The organism is Ruegeria meonggei (genome assembly GCF_900172215.1).
Taxonomy (GTDB): Bacteria; Pseudomonadota; Alphaproteobacteria; order Rhodobacterales; family Rhodobacteraceae; genus Ruegeria; species Ruegeria meonggei.
In genome coordinates, this window is record NZ_FWFP01000002.1 from 139,419 (window position 1) to 162,804 (window position 23,386).

General features: G+C 58.1%; 25 protein-coding genes and 1 tRNA gene. 11 read left to right on the forward strand and 15 right to left on the reverse strand.

Annotated features, from left to right (window positions below):
• Positions 1-14 precede the first annotated feature (14 nt).
• The 4 genes from RUM8411_RS03360 to RUM8411_RS03375 all read left to right on the forward strand — a co-directional run bounded on the left by RUM8411_RS03360 (position 15) and on the right by RUM8411_RS03375 (position 4,007).
• A complete protein-coding gene (locus RUM8411_RS03360) occupies positions 15-2,219 on the forward strand; it encodes a spermidine synthase (RefSeq protein WP_234995122.1) in 2,205 nt (734 codons plus the stop codon).
• 72 nt (positions 2,220-2,291) lie between these two features.
• The gene (gene hisF, locus RUM8411_RS03365) at positions 2,292-3,053 is read left to right on the forward strand and encodes an imidazole glycerol phosphate synthase subunit HisF (protein ID WP_085821233.1); all 762 of its coding nucleotides are present in this window, start codon (positions 2,292-2,294) and stop codon (positions 3,051-3,053) included.
• Positions 3,050-3,367 (forward strand): phosphoribosyl-ATP diphosphatase, encoded by a 318-nt coding sequence (locus tag RUM8411_RS03370; RefSeq protein ID WP_085821234.1) that lies wholly within the window; start codon positions 3,050-3,052, stop codon positions 3,365-3,367. Before hisF ends, RUM8411_RS03370 begins: the two co-directional genes overlap by 4 nt.
• Positions 3,368-3,440: 73 nt before the next feature.
• Positions 3,441-4,007 (forward strand): hypothetical protein, encoded by a 567-nt coding sequence (locus RUM8411_RS03375; protein ID WP_085821235.1) that lies wholly within the window; start codon positions 3,441-3,443, stop codon positions 4,005-4,007.
• A 3-nt stretch (positions 4,008-4,010) separates the two neighbouring features.
• On the opposite strand, the gene RUM8411_RS03380 is transcribed toward RUM8411_RS03375, so the two are convergent.
• The 4 genes from RUM8411_RS03380 to rlmB form a co-directional block, all read right to left on the reverse strand.
• Positions 4,011-4,481, reverse strand: coding sequence for a CoA-binding protein (locus RUM8411_RS03380; RefSeq protein ID WP_085821236.1), 471 nt, complete (start codon positions 4,479-4,481; stop codon positions 4,011-4,013).
• Positions 4,482-4,679: 198 nt separating this feature from the next.
• Positions 4,680-5,132 carry a YHS domain-containing (seleno)protein gene (locus RUM8411_RS03385; RefSeq protein ID WP_085821237.1) on the reverse strand — a complete coding sequence of 151 codons (453 nt, stop codon included), beginning with the start codon at positions 5,130-5,132 and terminating at the stop codon, positions 4,680-4,682.
• Positions 5,133-5,238: 106 nt separating this feature from the next.
• The gene (locus RUM8411_RS23210; RefSeq protein WP_085821238.1) at positions 5,239-5,541 is read right to left on the reverse strand and encodes a hypothetical protein; all 303 of its coding nucleotides are present in this window, start codon (positions 5,539-5,541) and stop codon (positions 5,239-5,241) included.
• Positions 5,522-6,295: a 23S rRNA (guanosine(2251)-2'-O)-methyltransferase RlmB gene (rlmB, locus tag RUM8411_RS03395; RefSeq protein WP_085821239.1), complete on the reverse strand. Its 774-nt coding sequence runs from the start codon at positions 6,293-6,295 to the stop codon at positions 5,522-5,524. The genes RUM8411_RS23210 and rlmB overlap by 20 nt, the downstream gene beginning before the upstream one ends.
• A 116-nt stretch (positions 6,296-6,411) precedes the next feature.
• On the opposite strand from rlmB, the gene RUM8411_RS22675 reads away from it, so the two are divergent.
• Positions 6,412-6,495 (forward strand) — tRNA-Tyr (locus RUM8411_RS22675).
• Between the two features lie 264 nt (positions 6,496-6,759).
• Here the strand turns inward: RUM8411_RS22675 and RUM8411_RS03400 are convergent.
• The 5 genes from RUM8411_RS03400 to RUM8411_RS03420 form a co-directional block, all read right to left on the reverse strand.
• The gene (locus RUM8411_RS03400; protein ID WP_085821240.1) at positions 6,760-7,278 is read right to left on the reverse strand and encodes a DUF2478 domain-containing protein; all 519 of its coding nucleotides are present in this window, start codon (positions 7,276-7,278) and stop codon (positions 6,760-6,762) included.
• A 71-nt stretch (positions 7,279-7,349) separates the two neighbouring features.
• Positions 7,350-8,015, reverse strand: a complete 666-nt coding sequence (locus tag RUM8411_RS03405) for an NnrU family protein (protein WP_085821241.1) — start codon at positions 8,013-8,015, stop codon at positions 7,350-7,352.
• Positions 8,016-8,120: 105 nt separating this feature from the next.
• A complete protein-coding gene (locus tag RUM8411_RS03410; protein ID WP_085821242.1) occupies positions 8,121-10,187 on the reverse strand; it encodes an ABC transporter permease in 2,067 nt (688 codons plus the stop codon).
• A complete protein-coding gene (locus RUM8411_RS03415) occupies positions 10,184-11,233 on the reverse strand; it encodes a quaternary amine ABC transporter ATP-binding protein (RefSeq protein WP_085821243.1) in 1,050 nt (349 codons plus the stop codon). The genes RUM8411_RS03410 and RUM8411_RS03415 overlap by 4 nt, the downstream gene beginning before the upstream one ends.
• A gap of 10 nt (positions 11,234-11,243) precedes the next feature.
• A complete protein-coding gene (locus RUM8411_RS03420; RefSeq protein ID WP_085821244.1) occupies positions 11,244-12,194 on the reverse strand; it encodes an ABC transporter substrate-binding protein in 951 nt (316 codons plus the stop codon).
• A gap of 416 nt (positions 12,195-12,610) precedes the next feature.
• On the opposite strand from RUM8411_RS03420, the gene RUM8411_RS03425 reads away from it, so the two are divergent.
• Both RUM8411_RS03425 and RUM8411_RS03430 read left to right on the forward strand, forming a co-directional pair.
• Positions 12,611-13,273 carry a DNA-3-methyladenine glycosylase I gene (locus RUM8411_RS03425; RefSeq protein WP_085821245.1) on the forward strand — a complete coding sequence of 221 codons (663 nt, stop codon included), beginning with the start codon at positions 12,611-12,613 and terminating at the stop codon, positions 13,271-13,273.
• Between the two features lie 41 nt (positions 13,274-13,314).
• Positions 13,315-14,001, forward strand: coding sequence for a hypothetical protein (locus tag RUM8411_RS03430; RefSeq protein WP_085821581.1), 687 nt, complete (start codon positions 13,315-13,317; stop codon positions 13,999-14,001).
• Positions 14,002-14,004: 3 nt separating this feature from the next.
• Here the strand turns inward: RUM8411_RS03430 and RUM8411_RS03435 are convergent, their stop codons facing one another.
• The gene (locus tag RUM8411_RS03435) at positions 14,005-14,409 is read right to left on the reverse strand and encodes a c-type cytochrome (protein WP_200818528.1); all 405 of its coding nucleotides are present in this window, start codon (positions 14,407-14,409) and stop codon (positions 14,005-14,007) included.
• Between the two features lie 97 nt (positions 14,410-14,506).
• On the opposite strand from RUM8411_RS03435, the gene RUM8411_RS03440 reads away from it, so the two are divergent.
• The gene (locus RUM8411_RS03440; RefSeq protein ID WP_085821246.1) at positions 14,507-14,944 is read left to right on the forward strand and encodes a DMT family transporter; all 438 of its coding nucleotides are present in this window, start codon (positions 14,507-14,509) and stop codon (positions 14,942-14,944) included.
• Here the strand turns inward: RUM8411_RS03440 and RUM8411_RS03445 are convergent.
• The 3 genes from RUM8411_RS03445 to RUM8411_RS03455 all read right to left on the reverse strand — a co-directional run bounded on the left by RUM8411_RS03445 (position 14,928) and on the right by RUM8411_RS03455 (position 17,913).
• Complete coding sequence (locus tag RUM8411_RS03445) at positions 14,928-15,614, reverse strand: ABC transporter ATP-binding protein (protein ID WP_085821247.1); 687 nt, start codon at positions 15,612-15,614, stop codon at positions 14,928-14,930. The two genes, RUM8411_RS03440 and RUM8411_RS03445, sit on opposite strands and share 17 nt — an antisense overlap.
• A complete protein-coding gene (locus RUM8411_RS03450; RefSeq protein WP_085821248.1) occupies positions 15,607-16,902 on the reverse strand; it encodes a lipoprotein-releasing ABC transporter permease subunit in 1,296 nt (431 codons plus the stop codon). The genes RUM8411_RS03445 and RUM8411_RS03450 overlap by 8 nt, the downstream gene beginning before the upstream one ends.
• Before the next feature lie 66 nt (positions 16,903-16,968).
• Complete coding sequence (locus tag RUM8411_RS03455; RefSeq protein WP_159453849.1) at positions 16,969-17,913, reverse strand: hypothetical protein; 945 nt, start codon at positions 17,911-17,913, stop codon at positions 16,969-16,971.
• Positions 17,914-18,294: 381 nt separating this feature from the next.
• On the opposite strand from RUM8411_RS03455, the gene RUM8411_RS03460 reads away from it, so the two are divergent.
• Positions 18,295-18,654 carry a hypothetical protein gene (locus tag RUM8411_RS03460; RefSeq protein ID WP_085821250.1) on the forward strand — a complete coding sequence of 120 codons (360 nt, stop codon included), beginning with the start codon at positions 18,295-18,297 and terminating at the stop codon, positions 18,652-18,654.
• Here the strand turns inward: RUM8411_RS03460 and RUM8411_RS03465 are convergent.
• Positions 18,651-19,544, reverse strand: coding sequence for a glycosyltransferase family 2 protein (locus RUM8411_RS03465; RefSeq protein ID WP_085821251.1), 894 nt, complete (start codon positions 19,542-19,544; stop codon positions 18,651-18,653). The two genes, RUM8411_RS03460 and RUM8411_RS03465, sit on opposite strands and share 4 nt — an antisense overlap.
• The gene (gene proS, locus RUM8411_RS03470; RefSeq protein WP_085821252.1) at positions 19,528-20,868 is read right to left on the reverse strand and encodes a proline--tRNA ligase; all 1,341 of its coding nucleotides are present in this window, start codon (positions 20,866-20,868) and stop codon (positions 19,528-19,530) included. Before proS ends, RUM8411_RS03465 begins: the two co-directional genes overlap by 17 nt.
• Before the next feature lie 167 nt (positions 20,869-21,035).
• Here proS and RUM8411_RS03475 point away from each other — a divergent pair, with 167 nt between their 5' ends.
• Both RUM8411_RS03475 and RUM8411_RS03480 read left to right on the forward strand, forming a co-directional pair.
• Entirely contained in the window at positions 21,036-22,400 is a 1,365-nt protein-coding gene (locus tag RUM8411_RS03475; protein ID WP_085821253.1) for an FAD-dependent oxidoreductase, read from the forward strand.
• Entirely contained in the window at positions 22,400-23,374 is a 975-nt protein-coding gene (locus RUM8411_RS03480; protein WP_085821254.1) for an isopenicillin N synthase family dioxygenase, read from the forward strand. Before RUM8411_RS03475 ends, RUM8411_RS03480 begins: the two co-directional genes overlap by 1 nt.
• Positions 23,375-23,386 lie beyond the last annotated feature (12 nt).

The following is a 23,386-nucleotide window of genomic DNA, read 5'->3' on the forward strand; positions in this document are numbered from 1 at the left end:
CAAAGGCGTTCGGTATGAGCATTTCAAGTATGGGGTATTCGGACAGGGTCTGGATTCGCACAGCCACAATCGTGACATTCACGCTAACGATCTTCGTCAGCGCCAGCCTTTTGTTTTTTGTCCAACCGCTTTACGCCAAGCTTGTCCTGCCCAAAATCGGCGGCGCGCCAGCGGTCTGGACGACCGCAATGCTGTTTTTTCAGGTCGTTCTGATCTTCGGCTACCTCTATGCACACCTGTTGACCAAATGGTTGCCCTTGCGTTGGCAGCTTCTGACCCATGTCCTGTTTTGGCTCACCGCGCTGACATTCCTGCCTCTGTCCACCAGTGAAAGCTGGAGCTACGACGCGTCGCAATCTACTGCGCTTCAGACACTCGAGCTATTTGCCTTGGGTGTTGGCCTGCCCTTTGCCGTGCTATCTGCAAATGCTCCACTGCTGCAGGCTTGGTACACGCGCTCTGGCGGTCCATCGGCGGATGATCCTTACTTCCTCTATAGCGCAAGCAATGTAGGCTCTTTGCTGGCCTTATTGGCATTCCCCTTGCTGGCAGACCCGTTTCTGGGAGCGCGTGAGATCAGCTATGTCTGGTTTGTTGGCTTTGTCGTTTTTGGCGGTCTCCTCATCTTTTGCGGAATGCTGGCCATGCAGGGAGCGCGACAGACCCTGGTGTCCACTGCGGCACAGACGTCATCACATGGCCTAAGTGCAAAACAGATCGCAGTTTGGATTGGCGTGGCCTTTGTTCCGTCTTCGCTCATGTTGTCGATCACGACCAAAGTCAGCACGGATCTTGGATCGATGCCCTTGATCTGGGTCATCCCACTGGCCGTGTATATCATGTCGTTTATCGTCGCGTTCGCAAAATGGGAACGGCTGACCACGGCTGGGTTGCAAGTGCCGACACTCTTGGCTTTGGCATGTGGGGCCGTATTGCTGTCCGATACCGTGCGGCAGGAAGCGGCACCAATCGTTATTTTAGCCTACGTACCGGTACTATTTGTAATCGCATTGTTTGCCCACCGGTTGCTTTTTGAACTTCGTCCGCCGGCGGAACATCTTACTGTATTCTACATCGCGTTGTCTGTTGGCGGCGCGTTGGGGGGACTGTTCAATTCCATAATCGCACCCGTTGCCTTTTCTCAGGAAATAGAAGCGCAGTTCACCCTGATACTTGCCGCGGCATTGTTCCTGCTGCGGCCATGGACCTTTTCGCCTCGGCATATCACGATTGCCTGCCTTGCCAGCGTGCCAGTTCTTCTGGTCTTCGGCACAATAGGAAACCTCGACGTCTTGGGTCACGGTTTGTTGCGGGCCTCGGCTGCCTTCATAACTCTGGCAACTGTTTTGTGGCTGTTTCGTGACTACGCTCTCCGCATTGTGGCTGTAATTGCAGTTGTCATGGTTCCGTCATTCCGCGCCACGGACGGTGCTATGCTCCAAGACCGCAGTTTCTTCGGCACCCATTCGGTCTATTCCGAAAATGGCCTGCGAATTTACAACAACGGCACGACGACCCATGGCGTGCAACGAGAGGAAGACTATGGCCGAAGACCAACGCCAATGTCCTACTACCACCCGGACGGCCCCATGGCGCAGGTCATCACGTCAGAATTCGGTGCCCAGGCAGATCAAATCGGCATCGTAGGTTTGGGCATCGGCGCGTTGGCTTGTTACAAAAAGCCGTCGCAAACGTGGGCTTTCTTTGAAATTGACGCCATGGTCGAAAGCGTCGCGCGCAATCCTGCGTTGTTCAGCTATTTGTCCGAATGCGCCCCAAACTCCAAGACCCATTTGGGTGATGCGAGAATTGTGCTAGCCCAGAAGGAGTTCGAATTCGACATTCTGGTCCTTGATGCCTACAGCTCTGACGCCATTCCCATGCACCTTGTTACAAAAGAAGCGGTGCAGATGTATTCAGATCGGTTGTCATCTGATGGGGTATTGGTCTTTCACATCTCGAACAGGTACTACAATCTCGCCACCCCATTGGCCCGCATAGCCCACAGTCTTGGTCTGCATGGTGCAGCACACGCTCATGTGGTGGATGATGAGGCGCTAAAGCAGGGGGCAGCCTCTAGCGTGGTTGTAATCATGTCCCCAGACCATTCCCGGATTGACAGTTTTCTGAACCAAGGAAACTGGGTGCCTTTAACCGCAGATCACAAAACCCCTTGGACAGACGACCGGGCAAATCTGCTATCCGCACTGAAATGGTAAACAACAAATCCAGTAACCGGACTGGCATCGGTTTGACGTTGCCGGTAGAGATGCGGCAACAAAGGATGCCTCATGCTGAAAACCCGCATCATTCCCTGTCTTGATGTTGCTGATGGCCGTGTGGTCAAAGGCGTCAACTTTGTCGGCCTGCGCGATGCGGGCGACCCGGTGGAATCTGCCAAGGCCTATGACGCGGCTGGTGCGGATGAGATCTGTTTCCTCGACATCCACGCCACCCATGAAAACCGCGGCACCATGTTTGATGTGGTGCGGCGCACGGCAGAACAGTGTTTTGTGCCCCTGACCGTGGGCGGGGGAGTGCGCACCAAGGATGACGTCCGTGCCCTGCTGTTGGCAGGGGCGGACAAGGTCAGCTTCAACTCGGCCGCTGTGGCCAACCCGGATGTCATCGCCGAGGCCGCCGATCAGTTCGGCAGTCAGTGCATCGTCTGCGCCATCGATGCCAAGACCGTCAGCCCCGGCAAGTGGGAAATCTTTACCCATGGCGGGCGCAAATCCACTGGCATCGACGCAGTAGAATTTGCCAAAACGGTTGTCGCCAAAGGTGCCGGGGAAATCTTGCTGACCTCGATGGATCGGGACGGCACCAAATCAGGCTTCAACCTTCCCCTGACCCGCGCCATCTCGGATGCAGTGAACGTGCCGGTGATTGCCTCGGGCGGGGTGGGCAACCTGGATCATCTGGTCGAAGGCGTGACCGAAGGCGGTGCCAGCGCGGTGCTGGCAGCATCGATCTTTCACTTCGGCGAGTACACCATCCGCGAGGCCAAGGAACACATGGCCGCCGCCGGTATCCCAATGAGGTTGGAATGAGCATTCTGCGCGATCTGGCCACAACGATTGAGTCCCGCAAGGGCACCGACCCCGAGTCCAGCTGGACCGCCAAACTGTTGGCTAAGGGCCCCGAGAAGTGCGCCGAGAAGTTTGGGGAAGAGGCCGTTGAGGCCATCATCGAGGCTGTCAAAGGCGATCAGGACAAGCTGACGGCAGAGGCAGCAGATGTGCTGTACCATCTGCTGGTCATGCTGACCGCACGGGATGTAGCTCTGGACGATGTGCTGGCCGAGCTGGCCCGGCGTCAGGGCCTGAGTGGCATCGCCGAAAAGGCGGCCCGTCCAAAGGGTTAAGCGAACGGGTTTCGCCCGCCTGCCCTGCAGCTTATGATCGGGTCTGGTGAATCACGGATATCAGGCGGCGGGAATGATCAGAATTTTGGCCTTTGTGCTGACCTTGGGGATGCTTGCGGCCTGTTCTGCGCCACCGTCTTCCACCGGAGATGAGGTTCAACGGTTGGCCAGCGAAATCCGCAGCCTCGGTCCGGATATCGACCCAGTCGAGGCTGAGCGTGCCGCGCGTATCGCCTATTCCTATTCTGCGCAGCTGGCGCAAGAGTACGAGATCACCGATCCCCCCCTGGTTCACAACGCCAAGGTCAACAAGGGCCTGCGCCCACGCGGTCTGTGCTGGCACTGGGCCGAGGATATCGAGCGCCGGTTGGATCAGGAAGGGTTCGAAACACTGGAAATGCACCGTGCCATAGCAAACGCAGACAACCCGTTTCGAATAGACCACAGCACGGCGATTATCAGCCGCAAGGGTGAAACTATGCGTGACGGCATTGTTCTGGACCCGTGGCGCTATGGCGGTGTGCTGTACTGGTCTCCCCTGACCGAGGACACAAAATATGAATGGGTGCCTCGCGACGCCGTATTGGAGAAGCGCCGCCTGGATCAACACGGTGCGCTTTTGCCTTATGTCAGCGGGTAGAGATCACAGCTTGGAAGAGATTACCCCGGTGGCAAACCCGCCCATGCGCAACTCGCCAAACAGACGCTGATACTCAATCTTCGGGCAGCGGTTCATCACAACGTCCACACCCTGCGCTTGCGCTTTGGCGGCTGCGTCCGGGTGCTCTACCCCGATCTGCATCCAGATCGTGCACAAATTCGGAAAGGCTGCCAAAGCGTCATCGACAATCGGGGGCACGGCCTCGGACCGGCGGAAGATATCGACCATATCGACAGGTTCGGTGATGTCTGACAACGATGCCTGCACCGTTTGGCCGAACAACAACTTTCCAGCATGGCCGGGATTGACCGGAATGACCCTGTACCCCTTCAGGGAAAGATAGCGCGCCACGTAATAGCTGGGCCGCACAGGGTTCATCGACACCCCAACCACGGCTACTACCTTGGTGCGTTGCAGGATATCCCTGAGGAACGGATCGGAATATTCAGTCATGCGGGCACATTAGGCGGTGTACGCAAAAGAAAAAAGCGCCCAGGTCATGCCTGAGCGCCAGTTGTTGGAACGAGGGACAGTGAAATGACCCGCGGCAGTTCCGTTCCGCGGTCATTGTGACATTTAAGCATGAGTTCTGAGAAAAAAAGAGGGTGTGCGCATTTTTGTGATGACAGATCACAAAAAGCGGGAACTTGCCTATTGGTGATACAGCACAACGGGCCAGTATTCCTCGGCCTTGCGGATAAATCCAGCTCGGTCGCTGCTCCACATTTCCTCGATTTCCGGTGAATGGGTCAGATACAACCGGCCATCCACAACCTGCCACAGCGTTGGATCCGTGCTGATCAACTCACCCTGCGCCATTGCATAGGCACAGTACCCGCCAAATTGGGGGGCAAAGGCGCGCGGGTTGCTTTCAAATCTGTCGCGATTCTCGGCCGAAGAAAAATGCCACTCGACACCTTTCCACATGACCGAGTATTGCGGCTTACCCCGCACCGGACCGTCGCCGTTGAAATAGGACACAGCATCATACCCGCCCATGGCAGCACCATCCGTGTCAAAATACACGGGCATGTCCTGCGCCTGGGCGGCAGAAGCAAACACGGCAGCGGCAACCCCGCCAAGAAAAAGTCGTCTGGTCAGCATTGTGGAATCAGGCAAAGTTTCATCAGGACACTAAGATGCAATTTTTACCCGCCGGTGAAACCCTGTTTAACGCGGTTGTGATCGTGTGTGTCGCTTGCTGTTCGCCTTAGTCGAAGATGTCTTCAATCGCGTCCCAGGCCTCATCCATCACCCGCGAGAACATACTTTTTTTCTTCTTTTGCTTCTTTTTCTTGTACCCGCCGTCATATTTCGCGGACCCGGCGTCCGAGACCTTACGCTTGGGCATCATCTTGAGGTTATGCAAAGGTGCGCCGCAACTGGAACAGCTGAGCTCATGACGTTGCTGTCCTTTCAGAACCAGCGCGGCGCGTGTTCCGCAGTAACAGCAGGTGGCAATTTTTTGCGGGCTAGAAATGGGGGCCTCCTGTCTATTTGTGTCTAGAAGCATATAGGGCAATTGCGGCGGCATTTGAGACGTTCAGCGAACCAAATCCCCCCGCTGCGTCGATTTTCACCAGGTGATCAACCGTTTCTTTGGTTTTCTGACGCAAGCCCGGCCCCTCGGCCCCCAGCACCAGCGCCACCGGGCGGTCCAGCTTGTCAGCCAGCGCAGCCTCGATGGTTGCATCAGCCTCGCCATCAAGGCCCAGCACGATGAAACCCATATTCTGCAACTCGACGATGGTATCGGCCAGGTTGCGCACCCGCAGATAGGGCTGTCGTTCCAGCGCACCGCTGGCGGTCTTGGCCAAAGCCCCCGTTTCAGGTGCTGAATGATGGCGCGTTCCTATAACGGCGCTGGCCCCCAGCACTTCGGCCGATCGCAGAATCGCACCGACGTTATGGGGATCGGTCACGCGGTCCAGCAACAGGACGCGCGGATGGGCGCGACCGATGCAATTCTCGGCCAGCCCACCCCAGTTCAGCGGTTTGACCTCGAGTGCTGCACCCTGATGGACGGATCCCGGATCAATGGGGGCGGTAAATTTGCGCGGATCGACCATTTCCGGCTCGATCCCAGAAAACTCAATAGCTTCTGCAAGCTTGTCTTGCGCGTTGCGGGTCACAACCAGCCGCAATTTCTGCCGGTTCGGGTTCATCAAAGCGTCCCTAACGGCGTGCAGTCCGAACAACCAGACGGTCTCGGCCGCAGCGGTTTTGCGGGCCTGTTCTTTTTCGACAACCCACTTTGGTTTTTTCATTTCTTGGGCCTCCGGGCCTGGAATTCGGTTTCCTGCGCCAAAGCGGAATTTTCCTGTTGACGCTCCTTTAGAGCGCTAGTAATCACGCCTCCACGTCAGGTGCAACGCCTGACAGTGGGCGACAGGCCGCAAGGTGTGGCAGGGGACTGTAACTCCCTCGCGGAGACGCACGCCTGGTTCGATTCCAGGGTCGCCCACCACTTTTCTCAGATCATTACCGCACATATCCAGCCGTTAGGTCGACCGGCATGGCCACTCATGTATCATTTTTCATCCTCGTACGGCCAGCAACGAGCTGAACCTTTCGTCGCAAACGCCAAATGCCGGAGCTGTTGGGGAAAATGCTGTTTCAGCACCAGAGCCGAAACACGGTGTGCCATGCCAGCGGGTACTGAAACAGTTGATCCATACATGTCGCCCGCTCTGGATCAGAGGGCGACAGCAGCTATTTTATAGAGGTTGTCTTAGGCGGCCGCGCGCTGCGCGCAGACGCGATTGAACCATTCGGTGATGGCTTCAATCTCGGGCTCTACCTGTTCTGCCGTGCCGTCGGTGAACTCTTGGAACTTTTCCTTGTTCAGACCGTTCACCCCTACCAGCACCGGGATATCCAGCGCCAGAGCCTCGGCAATCACCGGGCGAAAGCCGCGCCCGTCCGCCTCGTGCTTGCCGAACTTGTTGATGATCAACAACTGCGGCGCATCCGCAAGCGAGGCAGTCACATAGCCCACCGCTCGTTCCAACGCGGCCGGGTCCAACCGGCATCCGCGCGACTGTGTGCCTAGGGATTGCGAGATGCGGATGGTATCACCCTTGGGCAGGACACGGACGTCCATGTCGCATTTGCTGTCGTCAGCACATTCGGTGTTGGTCTGCACCACACCCGACAATTGCGCGCCCGAGCGCAGCAACTGTTCCGCAGCTGCGCTCAGCAGGCGGTCGGTCGCACCGCGGTCGGTGGTGGTGATATAGGCCAGGTACATTCTGAGACCCTCGTGTCGAAACTGTAGCATTCCAGATAGCACGCATCCCTCGGTCCGACCACTCCTGTGCGTTACGGCAACGGAGAAAGACCGATCACAGGTGCGTGCAAGTAAAGCAGGGCCGCATAGGCGGTAAATGAGACCAGCCACACCCATAGACGGGGCCAAGGACGTGGCGCGCGCAGGGACAGGCGCGCCGTGTTGCGGGACAGACGTGTCCATTCGATCCCCATCCGGCGCTGATTACGGCGGTCGATCAGGGACATGCCCAGCACGGCGAAGCCTGCGAACAGGCCAAACAGGATGACGTGGGACAGGCTGCCATTGGCCAGAAGATGCGACCCGGCCCACAGCATAAGCGCCACCAGAATCGGATGGCGCGTGGTGCGTAGAATGCCCGAGTGTTCCGGATCAAACGGACGCCGTCCCAGCCCACCAAACGAAAACGGGTTTTGGATAGACATGCCCGCAACAGCCAACCAGACCACGACAGGCATCACCAACAAGGGCGCCCAGCGGAAGATCGTCCAGGGGGGAAGAACCTCGACATATGGCGCTTGGGCAGCGGCGATGATCAGCCAGGCCAATACCATCAGGGACAGGATGGAATAGGCTGCGAAGTACCCCTTGCGACCCAGCGTTTCGACCAACCTGCCCCGCACTGCGGGTCGCGCCGGGATAGCGTGCGTTAGTAAAAAAGTGATCAAAGCTGCAAGGAATGGGCCCCAACCGGTCATGGTGTTCTCCGAACGTGTTGCGCCCGGTTTAGGCCGTGGCGAGGTTGCGGTCCTTGCCCAAAATCAAGTCGAAGGCAGGGGCAAACGCGCCGCCCCTGCCCCGTTTTATAGGCCAAGCGCTTTGCGGCGTTCCTCGGCAAAGCCTTGCACCATGCGGTCGGCGATCAGCGCCAGGATTGCCATCGCCGCCCCTGCCGAGATGCCAAGCCCCACATCCGCCTGCCCTAGTGCCAGATAGATCGACTGACCCAAACCGGTGGTGCCAATCAACGCAGCAATCACCAGCATGGCAAAGGCGTAAAGGATAGTCTGGTTTAGCCCCAGCAAGATGGTCGGCGCTGCATAAGGTGCCCGTACATCACGCATGATCTGCCATTCGGTCGCGCCACTGGAAATCGCGGCCTCCATCATCTCGTCCGGAGTGTTGACAAGCCCGTGCCGCGTATAGCGGATCATCGGGACGATGGCATAGGCGCAGATCGCCAGAAAAGCCGAGAACTCGCCGATCTGAAACACCATCAGGACCGGGATCAGGAAAACGAACAGAGGGATGGTCTGCAACATGTCACAGATCGGGCGCACGACCTTCCATACCGGGGCCCAGACTGCGCTGGCCAAACCGATTAGGCCGCCAGCCACAGCGCAGGAAAACACGGCCGCACCGCTGAGATACAGCGACAGCAAAGCACGCTCCCACAGGCCCGAGAAAAGGATGGTGCACAACAGGCCCACCGACAGAGCCGCCAGACGCCAGCCTCCGGCAACCCAGCCCAACGCAGCGGCACCGATCAGGACAAACGGCCATGGCAGGTTGGCAATGCCGGTTTCCAACATGCCGATCAGGATCAGTACGACCAATCCTCCGGTCAGGTGCCCGCGCCAGGCCATCAGCGCGGTAATCGCAATGCCGGCCGCGAACAGGCCATAGCTCATGCCCGGCGTCCATTGGAACCCCCAGGTAAAGGGTAACACAGCCTGATCCAAACCGATCCGAAGCGGCAACAGAACGTAGAACATCGAGTTGTTCTTGAGCGCATCCAGCCAAGGGCCGTTGGCCTGGGTAAAGGCCGTCAAGCCACTATCCATCGCCCCGGCAACCGGATTCAACAAGGTGATCTCGGACGGATCGGGCAGGCCACTCCAGACGACTGCAGTGAAAAGCGCGGTAATCCCAAGCACCGCCCAAACCACACGAGGATCGTAGCGCTTGCGTTCGGTGGCGAGCGTTCCGCTCATCCGGTCGATCACCACCGCAAAGACCACAATAACCAGACCAGCCATCATCGCCTCGCCAAACTGAGCTTTGCGCATTGTCAGCAGAACTTCCCAACCGATATCGTTGAACCCACCGATAACGGCTGCGATGATCACCATCGACAGAGCTGCCATCAGGCACTGGTTCACACCGACCATAATCTGCGTTGCAGCAGCCGGAATTTCGACCTGAAACAGTTGCTGAAACCGCGTGCCGCCTGACATGATGGCGGCTTCTTTGATGTCGGATTCTACCCGCTCAAGACCCAGCATTACGTTGCGCGCCATCGGTGGTGCCGCATAGATGGCCGAGGCAATCAGGCCCACGACCGGCCCAAAGCCAAACAGCAGCAGCAAAGGAGTGAGATACGCGAAGGTCGGCACCGTCTGCATCACGTCCAGCACGGCCTGCACAAGGGACTTAACACGTGGCACTTCATTGGCAAGAATTCCGATGGCACCGCCCACAATCAGCGCGACAGGCACTGAAACGGCAACAAGCGCCAGTGTATTCATGCTCTCGGCCCAATAGCCCGAGGCCAGCACAAAACTAAGGCCAATGAACCCCAGAGCCGCCATGGGTAAACCACCCAGATACCAGCCCAGCGCCGTAACCAGACCAATCAGGATCGGCCAGGGCGTATTGCCCAGCACGTAATTGGCTGCATCCATCGGATAGGTCATCAGATCGGAAAACAACCTCATCGCCGGTTTGATGCTGTTCAGAAACCAATCCAGAAAGGTGCCAACCCATTCAGTTGCGGGCAATTCCCAGGCGGCGGGCCATTTGACCAGCCACGGCGCGCTGCCCTCAAAAGCAAGACAGAGGGCACCAACGAACACAGTGATCAGTGCGGCCTTAGCACCCGCAGTCAGATGCGTGGCCTTTGTCGAGGGGAAATCTGTGGCAGCCGTCATGCCTCGTCCACCTGCAATGCGGCGGCCAGATCAGAAGGATGGACAGTACCGACAATGTTACCGGCGGCGTCGCGGACGGGCACCGGCTCATACAACTCCATACAATGGGCCAATGCGGCATCCAATGTCATTGCGGTGGTCAGGCCAGGATCGTCCGGACCGCGTTCGGAATCGTCCCGCATGACCGAGGCAACCTTGGCGTGCTGGCCTTTGGCCACATCCTTGGAAAACTCGCGCACATAGTCGTCGACCGGGCGCAGAACGATGTCCGAGGGTGTGCCGATCTGCACAATCTTGCCATCGCGCATGATAGCAATGCGGTCGGCCAGCTTCAGCGCCTCTTGAATGTCGTGCGTGATGAAGACGATGGACTTTTTCAACGTCGCCTGAATACGCAAGAACTCGTCCTGCAACTGACGACGGATCAGCGGATCAAGGGCCGAGAACGGCTCGTCCAGAAACCAGATATCCGGGTTCACGGCGAGACTGCGCGCAATGCCCACCCGCTGGCGCTGACCGCCTGAAAGCTGACGCGGGAAACTGTTTTCGCGGCCTTCCAGACCAACCAGTGAGATCACTTCCTGTGCGCGGGCCAGGCGTTCCTTGCGGCTAACGCCCTGCACGCGCAGCGGATAGGCCACGTTTTCGGACACAGTCATATGCGGGAACAGGCCAAAATGCTGGAATACCATGCCCAGCTTTTTACGACGCAGATCCGTCATCACCTTTTTGGAGGCGCCAACCACGTTTTCCCCGTCTACACGAATTTCGCCGCCCGTTCCGGGTAAAAGTTGCGAAATGCAGCGGATCAGAGTGGATTTGCCCGACCCCGACAGCCCCATGATAACGAAAAGCTCGCCATCCTTGACTTCGAAATTTGCGTCCTGAACAGCCGGGATAAACCCCTTTTCGCGCAGGTCGTCGGCGGCTTTGTCGGCGTCGTTCCCTGACCGAGACAGCGCGTCGGTCAGGGCTTTGTCAGCACCGGGGCCAAACACCTGCCAGAGATTCTGGCAGGCGATGGCTGGCGTCTTTGAGTCAGTCACTTACGCGAACTCACTGCGTGGCCGCGTCAACAACCGGACGCCACTTGCCTTCGTTTTCAGCCATCCATGTGGCGACAACTTCTTCGACCTGACCGCCGTCAACGTCGATCGCACCCATCATCGGCTGCTGGTCTTCAACCGCCAGCTGATAGTTTGTCAGGATCTCATAGGCGGCAGGCCATTTGTCTGCCATGCCGCTCCAACCCGCTTTGAAGATACGCGAAGGTGAGAAATCACAATCGTTCACAGCGTTCGGGTTCGGACCCCAGGCCGGGTCGTTAAAACAGGCCTCTTCGCCCGCAGGCAGTTCGACAAACTGCACGTCATAGGCCGACATTGCCCAATGCGGTTGCCAGAAGGTGATCAGCAAAGGCGATTTTCGCTCGGTCGACGCGCGCAGTTCCGCGATCAGAGCACCTTCGGACCCTGCAGGAACCGCTTTGAACGGCAATTCCAGACCGGTCATACGGTCCGCACCGGGCGTACCCCAATCGGCTGGGTAATCGACCAGACGGCCGCCGGGCAGTGTTTCAGCCGTGGCAAACACCTGCGCGCAGTCTTTCAAAGCTTCCCACGCGGGCAGTCCCGGGCACAGCTCGGCCACGTGCGCCGGATAGGCCAGACCTTCTTTGGCATCCAGACCCAGATCACCGATTTCAACAACAGTGCCTTCGTCGACCTTCTTGGCATATTCGTCGGACACGTTCGAGGACCAGATTTCCAGTGTCGCGTCGATGTCGCCATCGGCCAGCGCCTGGAACTGGTTCATCATCCCTGCGGTCACATATTCGACATTATAGCCGGCAGCCTTCAGCATCTCACCGGCGACGTGGGTGGTCACGTGCTGGCCGGTCCATTCGTTGATCGCCAGTTTGATCGGCTCGTCTACGGCACCCATATCGGCGGCATAGGCGGAACTGGCTACGGTCATGGCCAGCAGGCTTACACTGAGTTTTTTCATCGACATTCTCCCTGTCTTTATTACAGTTTCGCTTCCCTTGTGCATGTTCCAGCACAGGAAAGCGTGTCTTGTGACACTACCATGTCGCAACATGCACAAAATCAGCCACGAAAGGAAAGTGAACAGTTTGAGGCTGGGCGGAATTACTCGCCCCAACCAAAACTATTTCCCCCATGTGCCGCATCGCGTGCAGGCCCCACCCACCGTGTTTTCACGTTCGCTTCAGGCGGGACGTTGATTGACGAGTCAATCACAAACCCGAATCCTCTTATTTGTCGAGCTTTTCTTTCATGAATCTGACGATTTTTTCACTCTGACCCCGGGCTCTAAGTGCACAAATGCACGAAAATGTTCCCACCCCAAACCCTTGCAACCCCGCATCCAAGGCGCGAACTTGTAAGTGGAGGACGCCACGCATGCACCATTTCGATGAGATTTTTGCCATGGCCGCCGACCGCCACGGCGGACCTGACGCGTTGAGCGCCAAGCTGAGCAAACCCAAGAGTCCGGCGGAATTGGCGGCGGTGCCAGAGGATCGCTGGTTGTCACTCATCACCAAATGCGTCTTTCAGGCTGGATTCAACTGGAAGGTCATCGAAAACAAATGGGACGGGTTTGAGGTCGCCTTTGACGGGTTCGACGTTGGGCGCTGCGCCTTTATGGATGACGAAAAATTCGACGCCCTGCTGCAAGACACCCGCATTGTTCGAAACGGAACCAAAATCGCTACGGTGCGGGACAATGCCGCCTTCCTTCTGGAACTGCGCGAAAACGGCGGCGCAGGTCAGGTTCTGGGGGGCTGGCCCTCGACTGATTACGTTGGCCTCCTGGCCATGCTGGGCAAACGCGGGTCACGTCTGGGCGGGGCGTCTGCGCAATATGCGATGCGGTTTGTGGGACGTGACAGTTTCATCCTCTCGCAAGACGTTACAGCCCGCCTGATCGCAGAAGGTGTAATCGACAAGGCACCAAGCTCGAAAAAGGCGATGGCCGCGGTGCAAGAGGCGTTCAACACTTGGATGGAACAGTCCGGACGGTCGCTGACTGAAATCAGCCGGGTATTGGCGATGAGCTTGTGAAAACGGGTTACACAAAAGGGGCGAGGTATTAGGCTTTGACCATGCCGTTCCGCATTCTGACGATGTTGCTGTTACTGCTTGCTTCATGCGGTCGCCCGCTGACAGATCAAGAACGCGCTTTTGCCAGCGTAGTGCAGGGCGACACGTTGAACCTGGACCGGGTGCGCCTGGTCAAGGGGGCGCCGGTCGCGCCGATCACATTCTATCGCAAGGCCCGCCCGCGTCTGGCCTGCCGTGAACGCATTCTGCCACCGCCCGACGAAGGTGTGGTGACCGCAAAGCCGGCCGCCGTTGCCTTGTTCAATCGGGTATACTTTACTGAGGACTGGTATCTTGAGGACTACATGTCCGACTACCCCGACCAGATGAACCTGATCGCCGCTATGCTGTTGGCCCATGAACTGACGCATATCTGGCAATGGCAAAACCGACGGACCACCGGCTACCACCCTCTGCGCGCTGCGGCCGAGCATGGCGGCAGCAGCGACCCCTATCTGTTTGACCTCGATACCTCACCCGATTTCCTGGCCTATGGGTTCGAACAGCAAGGGGCCATTGTCGAAGAATACGTCTGCTGCCGTGCTTTGGACCCTACCGCCCCGCGCACACAGCGCTTGCACGCGATGCTGGACACGTATCTCGATTTGTCCCCGTTGCCAAAACAGCGGCGCGAAAGGGATCTTGTGCTGCCGTGGAGCGAGGCCAAAGTCGAAGGGATCTGTCGCTAACCTCTAGCGCCCCTGCAGCGTTTCCAGAAAGGCCACCAAATCAACAATCGGTTGACTGGTCAGGATCGGCTGGCCCTCGGGCGTTTTCATCGAGGTGTCCTGCCCGTCAAAGTACGGCCCGTAAACGGGCATTGGGCTGCCGTGGCTGACAAGCGGGTCGCGCCCGTCAATCCGCGCCACGACCCGGGCGGTTGGAAACACCCCATTGTCACCAGCAAGTTTGGTCAGGTCGACCGGCTGAATCACCAATACGCCAGCCATGGGCCCGTGCCCGGTTGCGTCGATCCCGTGGCACGTCGCGCAGTAATGCTGATACAACTCGGCCCCGGTCTCTGTGTCCTGCGCAATGGCCTGGGTCGACATTGACAGCGCCCCGATTGAAACTGCACTCAGTAACGGTCTGATCATCGCATCCTCCTGTCACGATTGACATTTGCAGGCTTGCTCGTCGGGCTGCTTGGCGCAATGATCCAGATCAACGAACGCAGTGCAGAGGATACAGGCGATGTCACAATACGCAGCCATCATGCTGGCAGCCGGGATTGGTGTCCCGATCCTCGCCGCATTGAACGCAGCTTTGGGCAAGCTGGTCGGATCGCCCACCACTGCAGCTGTCGTCCTGTTTGCCATCGCATTTGGGGCATCAGCTCTGGTGATGCTGGTGTTCCCCGGGCTCGGCGCACTGCCCAAAGTTGCACAAGCGCCAAAACACCTGTTGCTAGCTGGCGTTCTGATCGCGTTTTATGTGCTGACGATTACCCATGTCGCCCCGCATTTCGGCGTCGGAAACGCGGTGTTCTTTGTGCTGCTGGGGCAGTTGATCAGTACTGCAGCTATCGACCATTTTGGATTGTTTGGCGCACAGGTCACACCACTGACATGGATCCGCGCAGGCGGTATTGCAGTGATGGCTGCGGGTGTCGCGATCACTCAACTGGCCTGAGGGCTCCGCCGTCCAGTTGCAGTTTCCGGTCCATCCGTGCAGCTAGGTCCATGTTGTGCGTGGCGATTAGCGCCGAAAGCCCTTCGTCCCGAACCAGCGCCATCAACGCGTCAAACACCTGGTCCGCGGTTTCAGGATCCAGATTGCCTGTCGGCTCGTCCGCCAGCAGGACCCGAGGATTATTGGCCAGCGCCCGGCAAAAAGCGACACGCTGTTGTTCGCCCCCTGACAGCGCCGCCGGTCGGTGATCCGCACGTGGTGCGACGCCAACATGGTCCAACAAGGCCATCGCCCTTTCCTGCGCTGCCTTTTCCGATACGCCATTGGCCAGCTGCGGCAGGGTGATGTTTTCCACCGCCGTGAACTCGGGCAACAGGTGGTGGAACTGATACACAAATCCCACATCCTGCCGACGCAATGCGGTACGGGTGCGGTCACCCTTTCCGGTCACGTTCTGCCCGGCGATTTCGACCGACCCTTCGTCCGGAGTGTCCAGCAGCCCCGCGATATGCAGCAAGGTGGATTTGCCTGCCCCAGACGGAGCAACCAAGGCTACCGCCTCACCCGCGTGCAAGGTCAGATCGACACCGCGCAGTACCTGAACCTCGCCGGGTGTGCCTTTCAGATAGGTCTTGGTTAGACCGGTCAGTTGCATCGTCACATCATTCATAGCGCAGCGCCTCAACCGGATTCAGCCGCGCGGCGCGGCGAGCGGGGAAATAGGTGACAAGGAAGGACAAGCCTAGAGACAGACCAACCGCTTTCATCACGTCCGACAAATGCAACTCTGCCGGCAGGGCATAGATCCCCCGGATAGACGGATCCCAGACACCGCCGCCCATGACAAAGTTCACGAACGAAAAGATCGGGTCGATATAGATTGCGAACAAGCAACCAAAAACAACACCCAGCCCGGTGCCAATTATCCCAGTAAACGCGCCACAGATGAAAAACACCCGCAGCACCGACCCTTCGCTCAGGCCGATGGTGCGCAGAATACCAATGTCGCGCCCCTTGTTCTTGACCAGCATGATCAACCCCGAGACGATGTTCATCGCAGCAATCAGGACGAGGATCGACAGGATGATGAACATCACGTTGTCCTCGACCTCGAGCGCGCGCAGGAACCCGCCCGAGGCGTCCTGCCATGTCCATATCTGGCTGCGCTCACCCGCGGCCTCAAGGATGGGGACCAGGATCGGGCCAAGGTCCTCGGGACGGGTGACCATCACCTCGATCTCATCGGCCACGCCCTCGCGGTTGAAAAAGCTCTGGGCTTCATCAAACGGCATGTAGACACGCGTTCGGTCGATATCGTAGCGCCCAGCCGAGAACACATAGACCACACGATAGGCTTTGACGCGGGGGGAAGTGCCAAAAGCGGTTTTGACGCCATTGGGGGATGTCAGTTTGACCGTATCTCCGACTGTTGCACCAATACTGCGCGCAACCCCCGACCCGATGGCGATTGCCTCTTCACCTTCGTTGAACGATGACAGGTCGCCCGCGGATTGTTCGCTTTGGGCAACGCCCGGCAAATCGCGCAGATCGCCGGGTTGGATGCCAAACACCTCAACCCCGCTGCTGCGGTCACGCAAAGTGATCAGCACCTGGCCTTTGACCAGCGGTGCCGCACGTTCGACCCCCGGCACCTGCGCGATTCGGTCGGCCACGTCGTCATAGTCCACGATAGTGCGATCCACCCGCCCCTGCGCGTCAAAGTTGCCCGCTGAATAAACGGTGACATGGGCATTAGCCCCAAGAATGGTGCCTACAAATTCGGACCGAAACCCCGATCGCACCGCCAGCGTGGCAATCAGGGCAAACACGGCCAGCGTGATCCCGATCAGCGAGATCCACGTCATGACGCTGACGCCACCTTCGGCACGGCGGGCACGCAGATAACGCCAGGCGATTTTCCATTCAAAAGGGGCAAAGGGCGGGGGGGGGTTGGCCATGCCTGCTCCGGAGTTTTTTGGTCGCCGCGACCCTTTCGGCATTTCTCGGGATGGTCAACCCGGTAGTCAGCCTGACAGGGCCGCCGTCCGGGTTAGAACATCTTCAGCCAGAGACCGCGCACAGACGCCCCGCGTTTCCAATTCCGAGAACACGCGATCACGCAGATCACCCGGCAGGATCGACAAGGCCCGATTGTGCAGACCCAGTGTCAGCGAACAGGGATCGTCCAGACGGCTCAGTTGTGCGGCCAGTTTTTCTTGCGAATAACTTGGCCACAGCCCGATGTTCCAATTGGCAGTGTTTTCGAACCACGGGGCGTAGCCCTCGGGGGATTTCAGGCAGAATGCGTTCATAAGCATAAATTCGGAAGGCCGCCTGTGCGATGCGTACAACGCCTGAACGGAACCATAGCGCTCGTTGATCTCGTCCAACAGCGCCAAGATTAGCGCCCGACGCACGGGAAAGGGCGTGGAAAAATTCGTGGTGTGCAGTTGGTCCAGATCAGGGTGCGGCACACCCAGCGCATCCAGGCTTTGGCACAACCAGTTGCGATGAAAATCACTTCTGACCCCGATAAAGGGAATTCGTGCCGCCCCTGACACTGCGAAATACTCCGAATCCTCAAACTCTCTCAGGAACACGTTCTTGGTGTCGAGGATGATCATGTTCTCTGACGCTGCCACCCGAGCTGCGCCGAGTTTCAGGACCTGCTGCATGCGGTACCCGTTGTTGCCGCGCCACCCTCCCTTGCGAGCAACTGGGATAGAATAACGATTTTCAATCAGTAACTGATCCATCCTTGGTCGCCGAGCGCAATGCCCCGGACCCAGCAGCACGTCATCGCCACTCAGCAATTCAACCTTAGACCTCAGAGGGCCGTACGCGGCAAGGATCGGTTCGATCCGCGCACGCAAGCCCGGCTCGTCAATGTCATTCATGATCACATGGATCGACCCAACACGATTGGGATCAACAAAACGCGCGAAAGACAGCGCCTGAAGTTCCAGCAACGGAAAATCCTTGGAGTAAACAACTGTCGCGAAACTGAGCAAATTGAACACCCTTCCGAGGTTTTCGGTTCGTTTATCAGGTCTTCGGCGGTTGTCCAATTCAAGGCATATCACACTGGAAAACGAATCAGTGTCCGGTCTTTGAATGGCGCTACTCGGATTAAAGGAGATCGCCCATGAGGGCCAATATACCCGTGGTTGTGACCGCCTTCACAGACACGCAGTTATTGTTTCAGGTATGAAGTCAATGTGAGGTCGAAATGGATTACTGAATCCAAAATACAACTTTTTACACGTAATTTTATTTCGCGTTTTGCTTATTTTAAGAAACTTTGTCACCCTATTAGTGGGGGAACTAATTTTTTAGAGCGGGGGTCGCTCATGAGTATTCAATTTGAAGGAAAAGCCGGGGGCGCAATTTCAGCCCGAAATGCTTCGACAGAACTGGATTGTGAGACTGCAGCTTTGCTGCGCGCAGCAATCCGGCCAGTCTTTTCCAGCGCAATCAGCTGGAGCAATCTAACAGAAATCCTGAAGGACAAAGGATATCGCCTGGCCTTTCGGCAAGGGCTGCTTTGTATCACTGATCGAACAACCGGAGATCGGGTCTGCGGGCTGCGTTTTCTTGGGTTTGATTTCAAAGATTTGGTACGCCAACTGGGGCGGCCCATCGTCGTTGCACGTGGCAACGAGGCGGATGGCGACGTTCTTTCAGCACGCCCAACTGCAAACGGCGTTTAATAGCGCCGCCAGAACTGAGCGGACCGGCGCAAGGATTTCCAAAGGCTGTGGCGCGCTGCCAGTTTAATTTCGTCCGAAATATCAGGCTGACGCAACTGTTCCAAGACAAGGCCAGCAGGCATATGCCCCCGCTGGTAGAACCGAACGAAATCTTCATGTGACAAAGCCTGCGCAGATTTGAACCCGGCATAGTGGTTTTGCCAAACCCGGGCATAATCCTGGCTGGTTCGGGCATCATCCTCTGTCACCCCCCTGCCCCAGAACATTGAGATCGGCGCTTCTAAAAGCTCGCCCTTATACCCATCGGCCAGAAGCCGCAGCATCAGGTCATAGTCGGCCGCAACACGAAAGTGAGTATCGTGGCCGCCCAACGCCAGAAAGACATCCCGCTTCAGAAACACCGAGTTATGGCAGAACGGCATCCGTTGCAGGATGGCGTGTAGCGACATCCGCTTTTCGCGGGTTTCGCTGCCGTCTTCGTGCCGACGCAGAGTTGATCCATAAAGGAAATCGGGCTTTGTTGCGCCCAGCCGGTCAGCGGCGAAGTTCAGTATATCGTCCGAGGCTAGGGAATCATCCGAGTTCAGGAACAACAGGTAGTCGCCTCGCGCGGCCTGCGCGCCCTTGTTCATTGCATCGTACAGACCGGAATCCGGCGCGCTGATCACCCGGGTTCGCGGTGCACCTGCCGTCAGCTGGTGCAGAAACTCCTCCGTGCCGTCGGTCGAGGCACCGTCCTGAATGATGTGTTCGGCCCGCTCACAGCTTTGACGCGCCATGCAATCGATCACTTCGCGAAAACTGTCCTGCCGCCCTTGAGACAGCAGATTATGCGTCGCGGTGATGACCGAGATCAACGGCGCGTCGGTCTGATCAGGCGATGTGCTCATAGATCTCGGCGATCTTGGTGACGGCGGCCTCGGGGCTCAGTTCTTCGCTGTCGCCGGTGCGGCGACACGTCAGCTCAACGACGCCATTTTTCAAACCACGCGGTCCAACGGTAATGCGCCATGGCAGGCCGATCAGGTCCATGGTGGCGAATTTACCACCAGCCCGTTCCTTGCGATCGTCATAAAGCGGCTCAAGGCCCAGCGCGTTCAGCGCACCATAGAGTTTATCGCAGGCTGCATCCGCCTCATCATCACCCTGTTTCAGGTTGACGATGCCGCAGTGGAACGGGGTCACGCCTTCGGGCCAGATAATCCCTTTGTCGTCATGGCTGGCCTCGATGATCGCGCCGACCAGTCGGCTGACGCCGATGCCGTGGCTGCCCATATGCACCGGAACCGGCTTGCCGTCCGGACCCTGAACGGTTGCGCCCATTGCTTCGGAATACTTGGTGCCAAAGTAAAATATCTGACCAACCTCAATGCCGCGCGCCACACGGCGGCGGTCTTCGGGCACTTGATTGAACAGAGCCTCGTCATGGGTCTCATCGGTGCGGGCGTATTTTGAGGTGAACTCTTCCAGAATAGACTGGCACTGCGCGTGATCGTCATAGTTGATCTGACGGTTGCCAAAGGTCAGGTCGGTGACGGCGCTGTCATAGAACACCTCGGACTCGCCGGTATCGGCCAGCACCAGGAATTCATGCGTGTTGTCACCGCCAATGGGGCCAGAATCCGCACGCATCGGGATGGCCTGCAGCCCCATACGTTCGTAGGTGCGCAGGTAGGTGACCAGATGGCGGTTATAGGCGTGCAGCGCGTCTTCTTTGGTCAGGTCGAAATTATAGCCGTCCTTCATATAGAACTCACGCCCCCGCATCACGCCGAAACGCGGGCGGATTTCATCGCGGAACTTCCATTGGATTTGATAAAGCGTCAGGGGCAGGTCTTTATAACTGCTGACATGGCCCCGGAAGATATCGGTCACCAGTTCCTCGGCCGTGGGGGTGAACAGCATGTCGCGGTCATGCCGGTCCTTCATCCGCAGCATTTCCTGGCCGTAATCGTCATAGCGCCCGGATTCCCGCCACAGGTCAGCTGATTGGATGATCGGCATCTGGATCGCGATATGGCCGGCTTTGGCCTGCTCCTGATGCACAATGTTTTCCAGCTTGCGCAGCACTTTGAACCCCAGCGGCAGCCAGGAATAGATCCCGGAGCTGGCCTGTTTGATCATGCCCGCACGCAGCATCAGCCGGTGGCTGGCGATCTGAGCCTCGGACGGGTTTTCCTTGAGAACGGGCAGAAAGTAACGGCTGAGGCGCATTGTTTGACCTTTAAAGGTGAATTTGGACGTTAAAGGTGATTATGCCAAAGCCCCGCCGGGGGCAATCACGCATTAAGGTTTTACGACCACGGGCCTGTCGGTTTTTTGATTGACCCGCCAGTTAGCTGCGTCAAATGTGGCGGCAATGTAAAGTTACCGAGGCGCCCATGCAGACCATTCAAGAACCCGCCCGTCAGATCCCTGTTGTCCACTCCACGGACGTTCTGGTTGTTGGCTCCGGCCCTGCCGGTCTGGCCGCAGCGCTGGCAGCCGCACGGGCCGGGGCCGAGGTGTCGCTGGTCGACCGCTTTGGCTGCATGGGCGGCAATATCACTGCCGTCGGCGTCGAGGGTTTTGCCTGGTATCGCCATGAAAAGACGGTCGAGGCTGGCGGCATCGGCATGGAGTTCGAAACCCGCGCCAGGGACATGGGCGCGGCCGTGCCGGAAAGCCAATCGCTGAGTTATGAGCTGGACAGCGAGGGTTTCAAACTGGTCGCGGACAAGCTAGCCGAAGAGGCGGGCGTACACCCGATGCTGCACCGGCAGTTTGTCAGCCCGATCATGGACGGCGATCGGATCACTGGCATCATCACCGAATCCAAAGCCGGGCGCGAGGCCATTTTGGCCAAGGTTGTGATCGACGCCACCGGCGACGCCGATGTGGCCCACCGCGCCGGGGCCCCCACCCAAAAGACCGCCCGCGAAGACATGATGGCCGCCTCGGTGATGTTCCATCTGGCGGGCGTGGACAAGCGGGCGTTCATGGAGGGCGTCAAAGCCGACCCGCAGACCTATAAGGATTGGGGCGGCGGCGGTGAGTGGAACGTCGAGACCAGCGGCAAAGAGGACGACATGTTTTCGCCCTTCGTGCACAAGCCGTTTCAGCAGGCGATTGATCAAGGGCTGATCCCGCCACATCTGAACACTATCGCCGGCACCTGGGGGGCGGTGCATGACACCGGTGAGCTGACTTACATGAACCTGATCCATCTCGCTGAGATTGACGGGACCGACCCCGACAGCCTCACGCGCGGAGAGATCGAAGGACGGCGGCAGTCGATGCTGGCCATCGAAGCGCTGCGCCGGTTCATGCCCGGGTGTGAAAACGCCCGGCTGCGGAACTTCGGGATGACCATAGGCATCCGTGATACCCGCAAGATCGACGCGGTGTACAATATGACCGAGGATGACGCCCGCCATCAGGGTCGGTTCGAGGATACGATCGGAATCTACCCTGAATTCATCGACGGCTATGGCATCCTGATCCTGCCCACCACAGGGCGGTATATGCAGGTGCCATACCGCTCAATGCTGCCGATTGATGTCAAAGGCTTACTGGTCGCGGGGCGTTCTCATGGGGCGGACAGGGTGGCGCACGCGGCCACGCGCAACATGGCGTGCTGCGCGGTCATGGGTCAGGGTGCGGGGATTGCCGCGGCCCTGTCGCTGAAAAGCAATCAGGACCTGCATGCGTTAAACCTTGCCCCAGTCCACGCAGAACTCAACCGACAGGGCGTAAGGATTCACTGATGGTCAGCATCCCCACAATCGACATTGCACCGCTGAACAACGATGCGCATCCCGACTATGACCAAACGGTCCGGCAGGTCATGGATGCCTGTACGCAGATCGGGTTTTTGTCGATTACCGGCACCGGGGTGTCTCAGGACACCGTGGATCGGGTTCGATCTACTGTTCGGGCAGTTTTTGCCATCGACGAGGCGGCCAAATGGGATCAGGCGATTACCCGCGAAAACTATCGCGGGTTTATACCAATGGGATTCTTCGCGCCCAATGATGGTTCAGGAAAGGCGGATAAATACGAGGGATACAAGCTGCATCACGATGTGAACGTTGATGCGCCCATACGTCAGGATTGTCCGCTTTATGGCCCGAATATCTGGCCCCGTCAGGTGCCGGATGCCCGCAATACCATCCTGGATTATTGGTCCCGGCTGGACAGTGTCGCGCATGTATTGCTCGCGGCGCTTGAAACCGGGCTGGGGCTGCCTGCGCGGCAGTTGCGCGCCGCCTTCAGTGACCCGATGACCAACATGACGCTACTGCACTATCCCCCGCAATCCCCGGATGAAGACGGCTATGGCATTCATCCCCACAAGGACACCGACGCGCTAACCATTATCGCGCCTGACCCGGTGGGCGGGCTTGAGGTGCAGACCCGCGATGGCGGCTGGATCACCCCGGACTGTCCCCCCGGCGGCTTTATCGTCAATATCGGCGACATGCTCGAGCTTTGGTCGGGCGGTCGCCTGAAATCCACCCCACACCGGGTGGTCAACCGGTCGGGCAAGGAACGCTATTCCTTTCCCTATTTCTGTGTCCCACGCCACGATGTGGTGGTCGCGCCGCTACTGCCACCGTTGCCCGGCTTTGACCGCCCATCCGTGCATTGCGGCCATTGGTCAGCAGAAATCTGGCGCACCAACTGGCCGGACGAGGCCGCAGACAACACGACCCCCGAGTTGGGAACACTCAGCGATTAGCCCCAAGAATTC

What these genes read in the sequence shown, in the direction of transcription:
- RUM8411_RS03360 (WP_234995122.1), top strand. Translation starts at nt 15, where the DNA reads ATGAGCATTTCAAGTATGGGGTATTCGGACAGGGTCTGGATTCGCACA.
- hisF (WP_085821233.1), top strand. Translation starts at nt 2,292, where the DNA reads ATGCTGAAAACCCGCATCATTCCCTGTCTTGATGTTGCTGATGGCCGT.
- RUM8411_RS03370 (WP_085821234.1), top strand. Translation starts at nt 3,050, where the DNA reads ATGAGCATTCTGCGCGATCTGGCCACAACGATTGAGTCCCGCAAGGGC.
- RUM8411_RS03375 (WP_085821235.1), top strand. Translation starts at nt 3,441, where the DNA reads ATGATCAGAATTTTGGCCTTTGTGCTGACCTTGGGGATGCTTGCGGCC.
- RUM8411_RS03380 (WP_085821236.1), bottom strand. Translation starts at nt 4,481, where the DNA reads ATGACTGAATATTCCGATCCGTTCCTCAGGGATATCCTGCAACGCACC.
- RUM8411_RS03385 (WP_085821237.1), bottom strand. Translation starts at nt 5,132, where the DNA reads ATGCTGACCAGACGACTTTTTCTTGGCGGGGTTGCCGCTGCCGTGTTT.
- RUM8411_RS23210 (WP_085821238.1), bottom strand. Translation starts at nt 5,541, where the DNA reads ATGCTTCTAGACACAAATAGACAGGAGGCCCCCATTTCTAGCCCGCAA.
- rlmB (WP_085821239.1), bottom strand. Translation starts at nt 6,295, where the DNA reads ATGAAAAAACCAAAGTGGGTTGTCGAAAAAGAACAGGCCCGCAAAACC.
- RUM8411_RS03400 (WP_085821240.1), bottom strand. Translation starts at nt 7,278, where the DNA reads ATGTACCTGGCCTATATCACCACCACCGACCGCGGTGCGACCGACCGC.
- RUM8411_RS03405 (WP_085821241.1), bottom strand. Translation starts at nt 8,015, where the DNA reads ATGACCGGTTGGGGCCCATTCCTTGCAGCTTTGATCACTTTTTTACTA.
- RUM8411_RS03410 (WP_085821242.1), bottom strand. Translation starts at nt 10,187, where the DNA reads ATGACGGCTGCCACAGATTTCCCCTCGACAAAGGCCACGCATCTGACT.
- RUM8411_RS03420 (WP_085821244.1), bottom strand. Translation starts at nt 12,194, where the DNA reads ATGAAAAAACTCAGTGTAAGCCTGCTGGCCATGACCGTAGCCAGTTCC.
- RUM8411_RS03425 (WP_085821245.1), top strand. Translation starts at nt 12,611, where the DNA reads ATGCACCATTTCGATGAGATTTTTGCCATGGCCGCCGACCGCCACGGC.
- RUM8411_RS03430 (WP_085821581.1), top strand. Translation starts at nt 13,315, where the DNA reads ATGCCGTTCCGCATTCTGACGATGTTGCTGTTACTGCTTGCTTCATGC.
- RUM8411_RS03435 (WP_200818528.1), bottom strand. Translation starts at nt 14,409, where the DNA reads ATGATCAGACCGTTACTGAGTGCAGTTTCAATCGGGGCGCTGTCAATG.
- RUM8411_RS03440 (WP_085821246.1), top strand. Translation starts at nt 14,507, where the DNA reads ATGTCACAATACGCAGCCATCATGCTGGCAGCCGGGATTGGTGTCCCG.
- RUM8411_RS03445 (WP_085821247.1), bottom strand. Translation starts at nt 15,614, where the DNA reads ATGAATGATGTGACGATGCAACTGACCGGTCTAACCAAGACCTATCTG.
- RUM8411_RS03450 (WP_085821248.1), bottom strand. Translation starts at nt 16,902, where the DNA reads ATGGCCAACCCCCCCCCGCCCTTTGCCCCTTTTGAATGGAAAATCGCC.
- RUM8411_RS03460 (WP_085821250.1), top strand. Translation starts at nt 18,295, where the DNA reads ATGAGTATTCAATTTGAAGGAAAAGCCGGGGGCGCAATTTCAGCCCGA.
- RUM8411_RS03465 (WP_085821251.1), bottom strand. Translation starts at nt 19,544, where the DNA reads ATGAGCACATCGCCTGATCAGACCGACGCGCCGTTGATCTCGGTCATC.
- proS (WP_085821252.1), bottom strand. Translation starts at nt 20,868, where the DNA reads ATGCGCCTCAGCCGTTACTTTCTGCCCGTTCTCAAGGAAAACCCGTCC.
- RUM8411_RS03475 (WP_085821253.1), top strand. Translation starts at nt 21,036, where the DNA reads ATGCAGACCATTCAAGAACCCGCCCGTCAGATCCCTGTTGTCCACTCC.
- RUM8411_RS03480 (WP_085821254.1), top strand. Translation starts at nt 22,400, where the DNA reads ATGGTCAGCATCCCCACAATCGACATTGCACCGCTGAACAACGATGCG.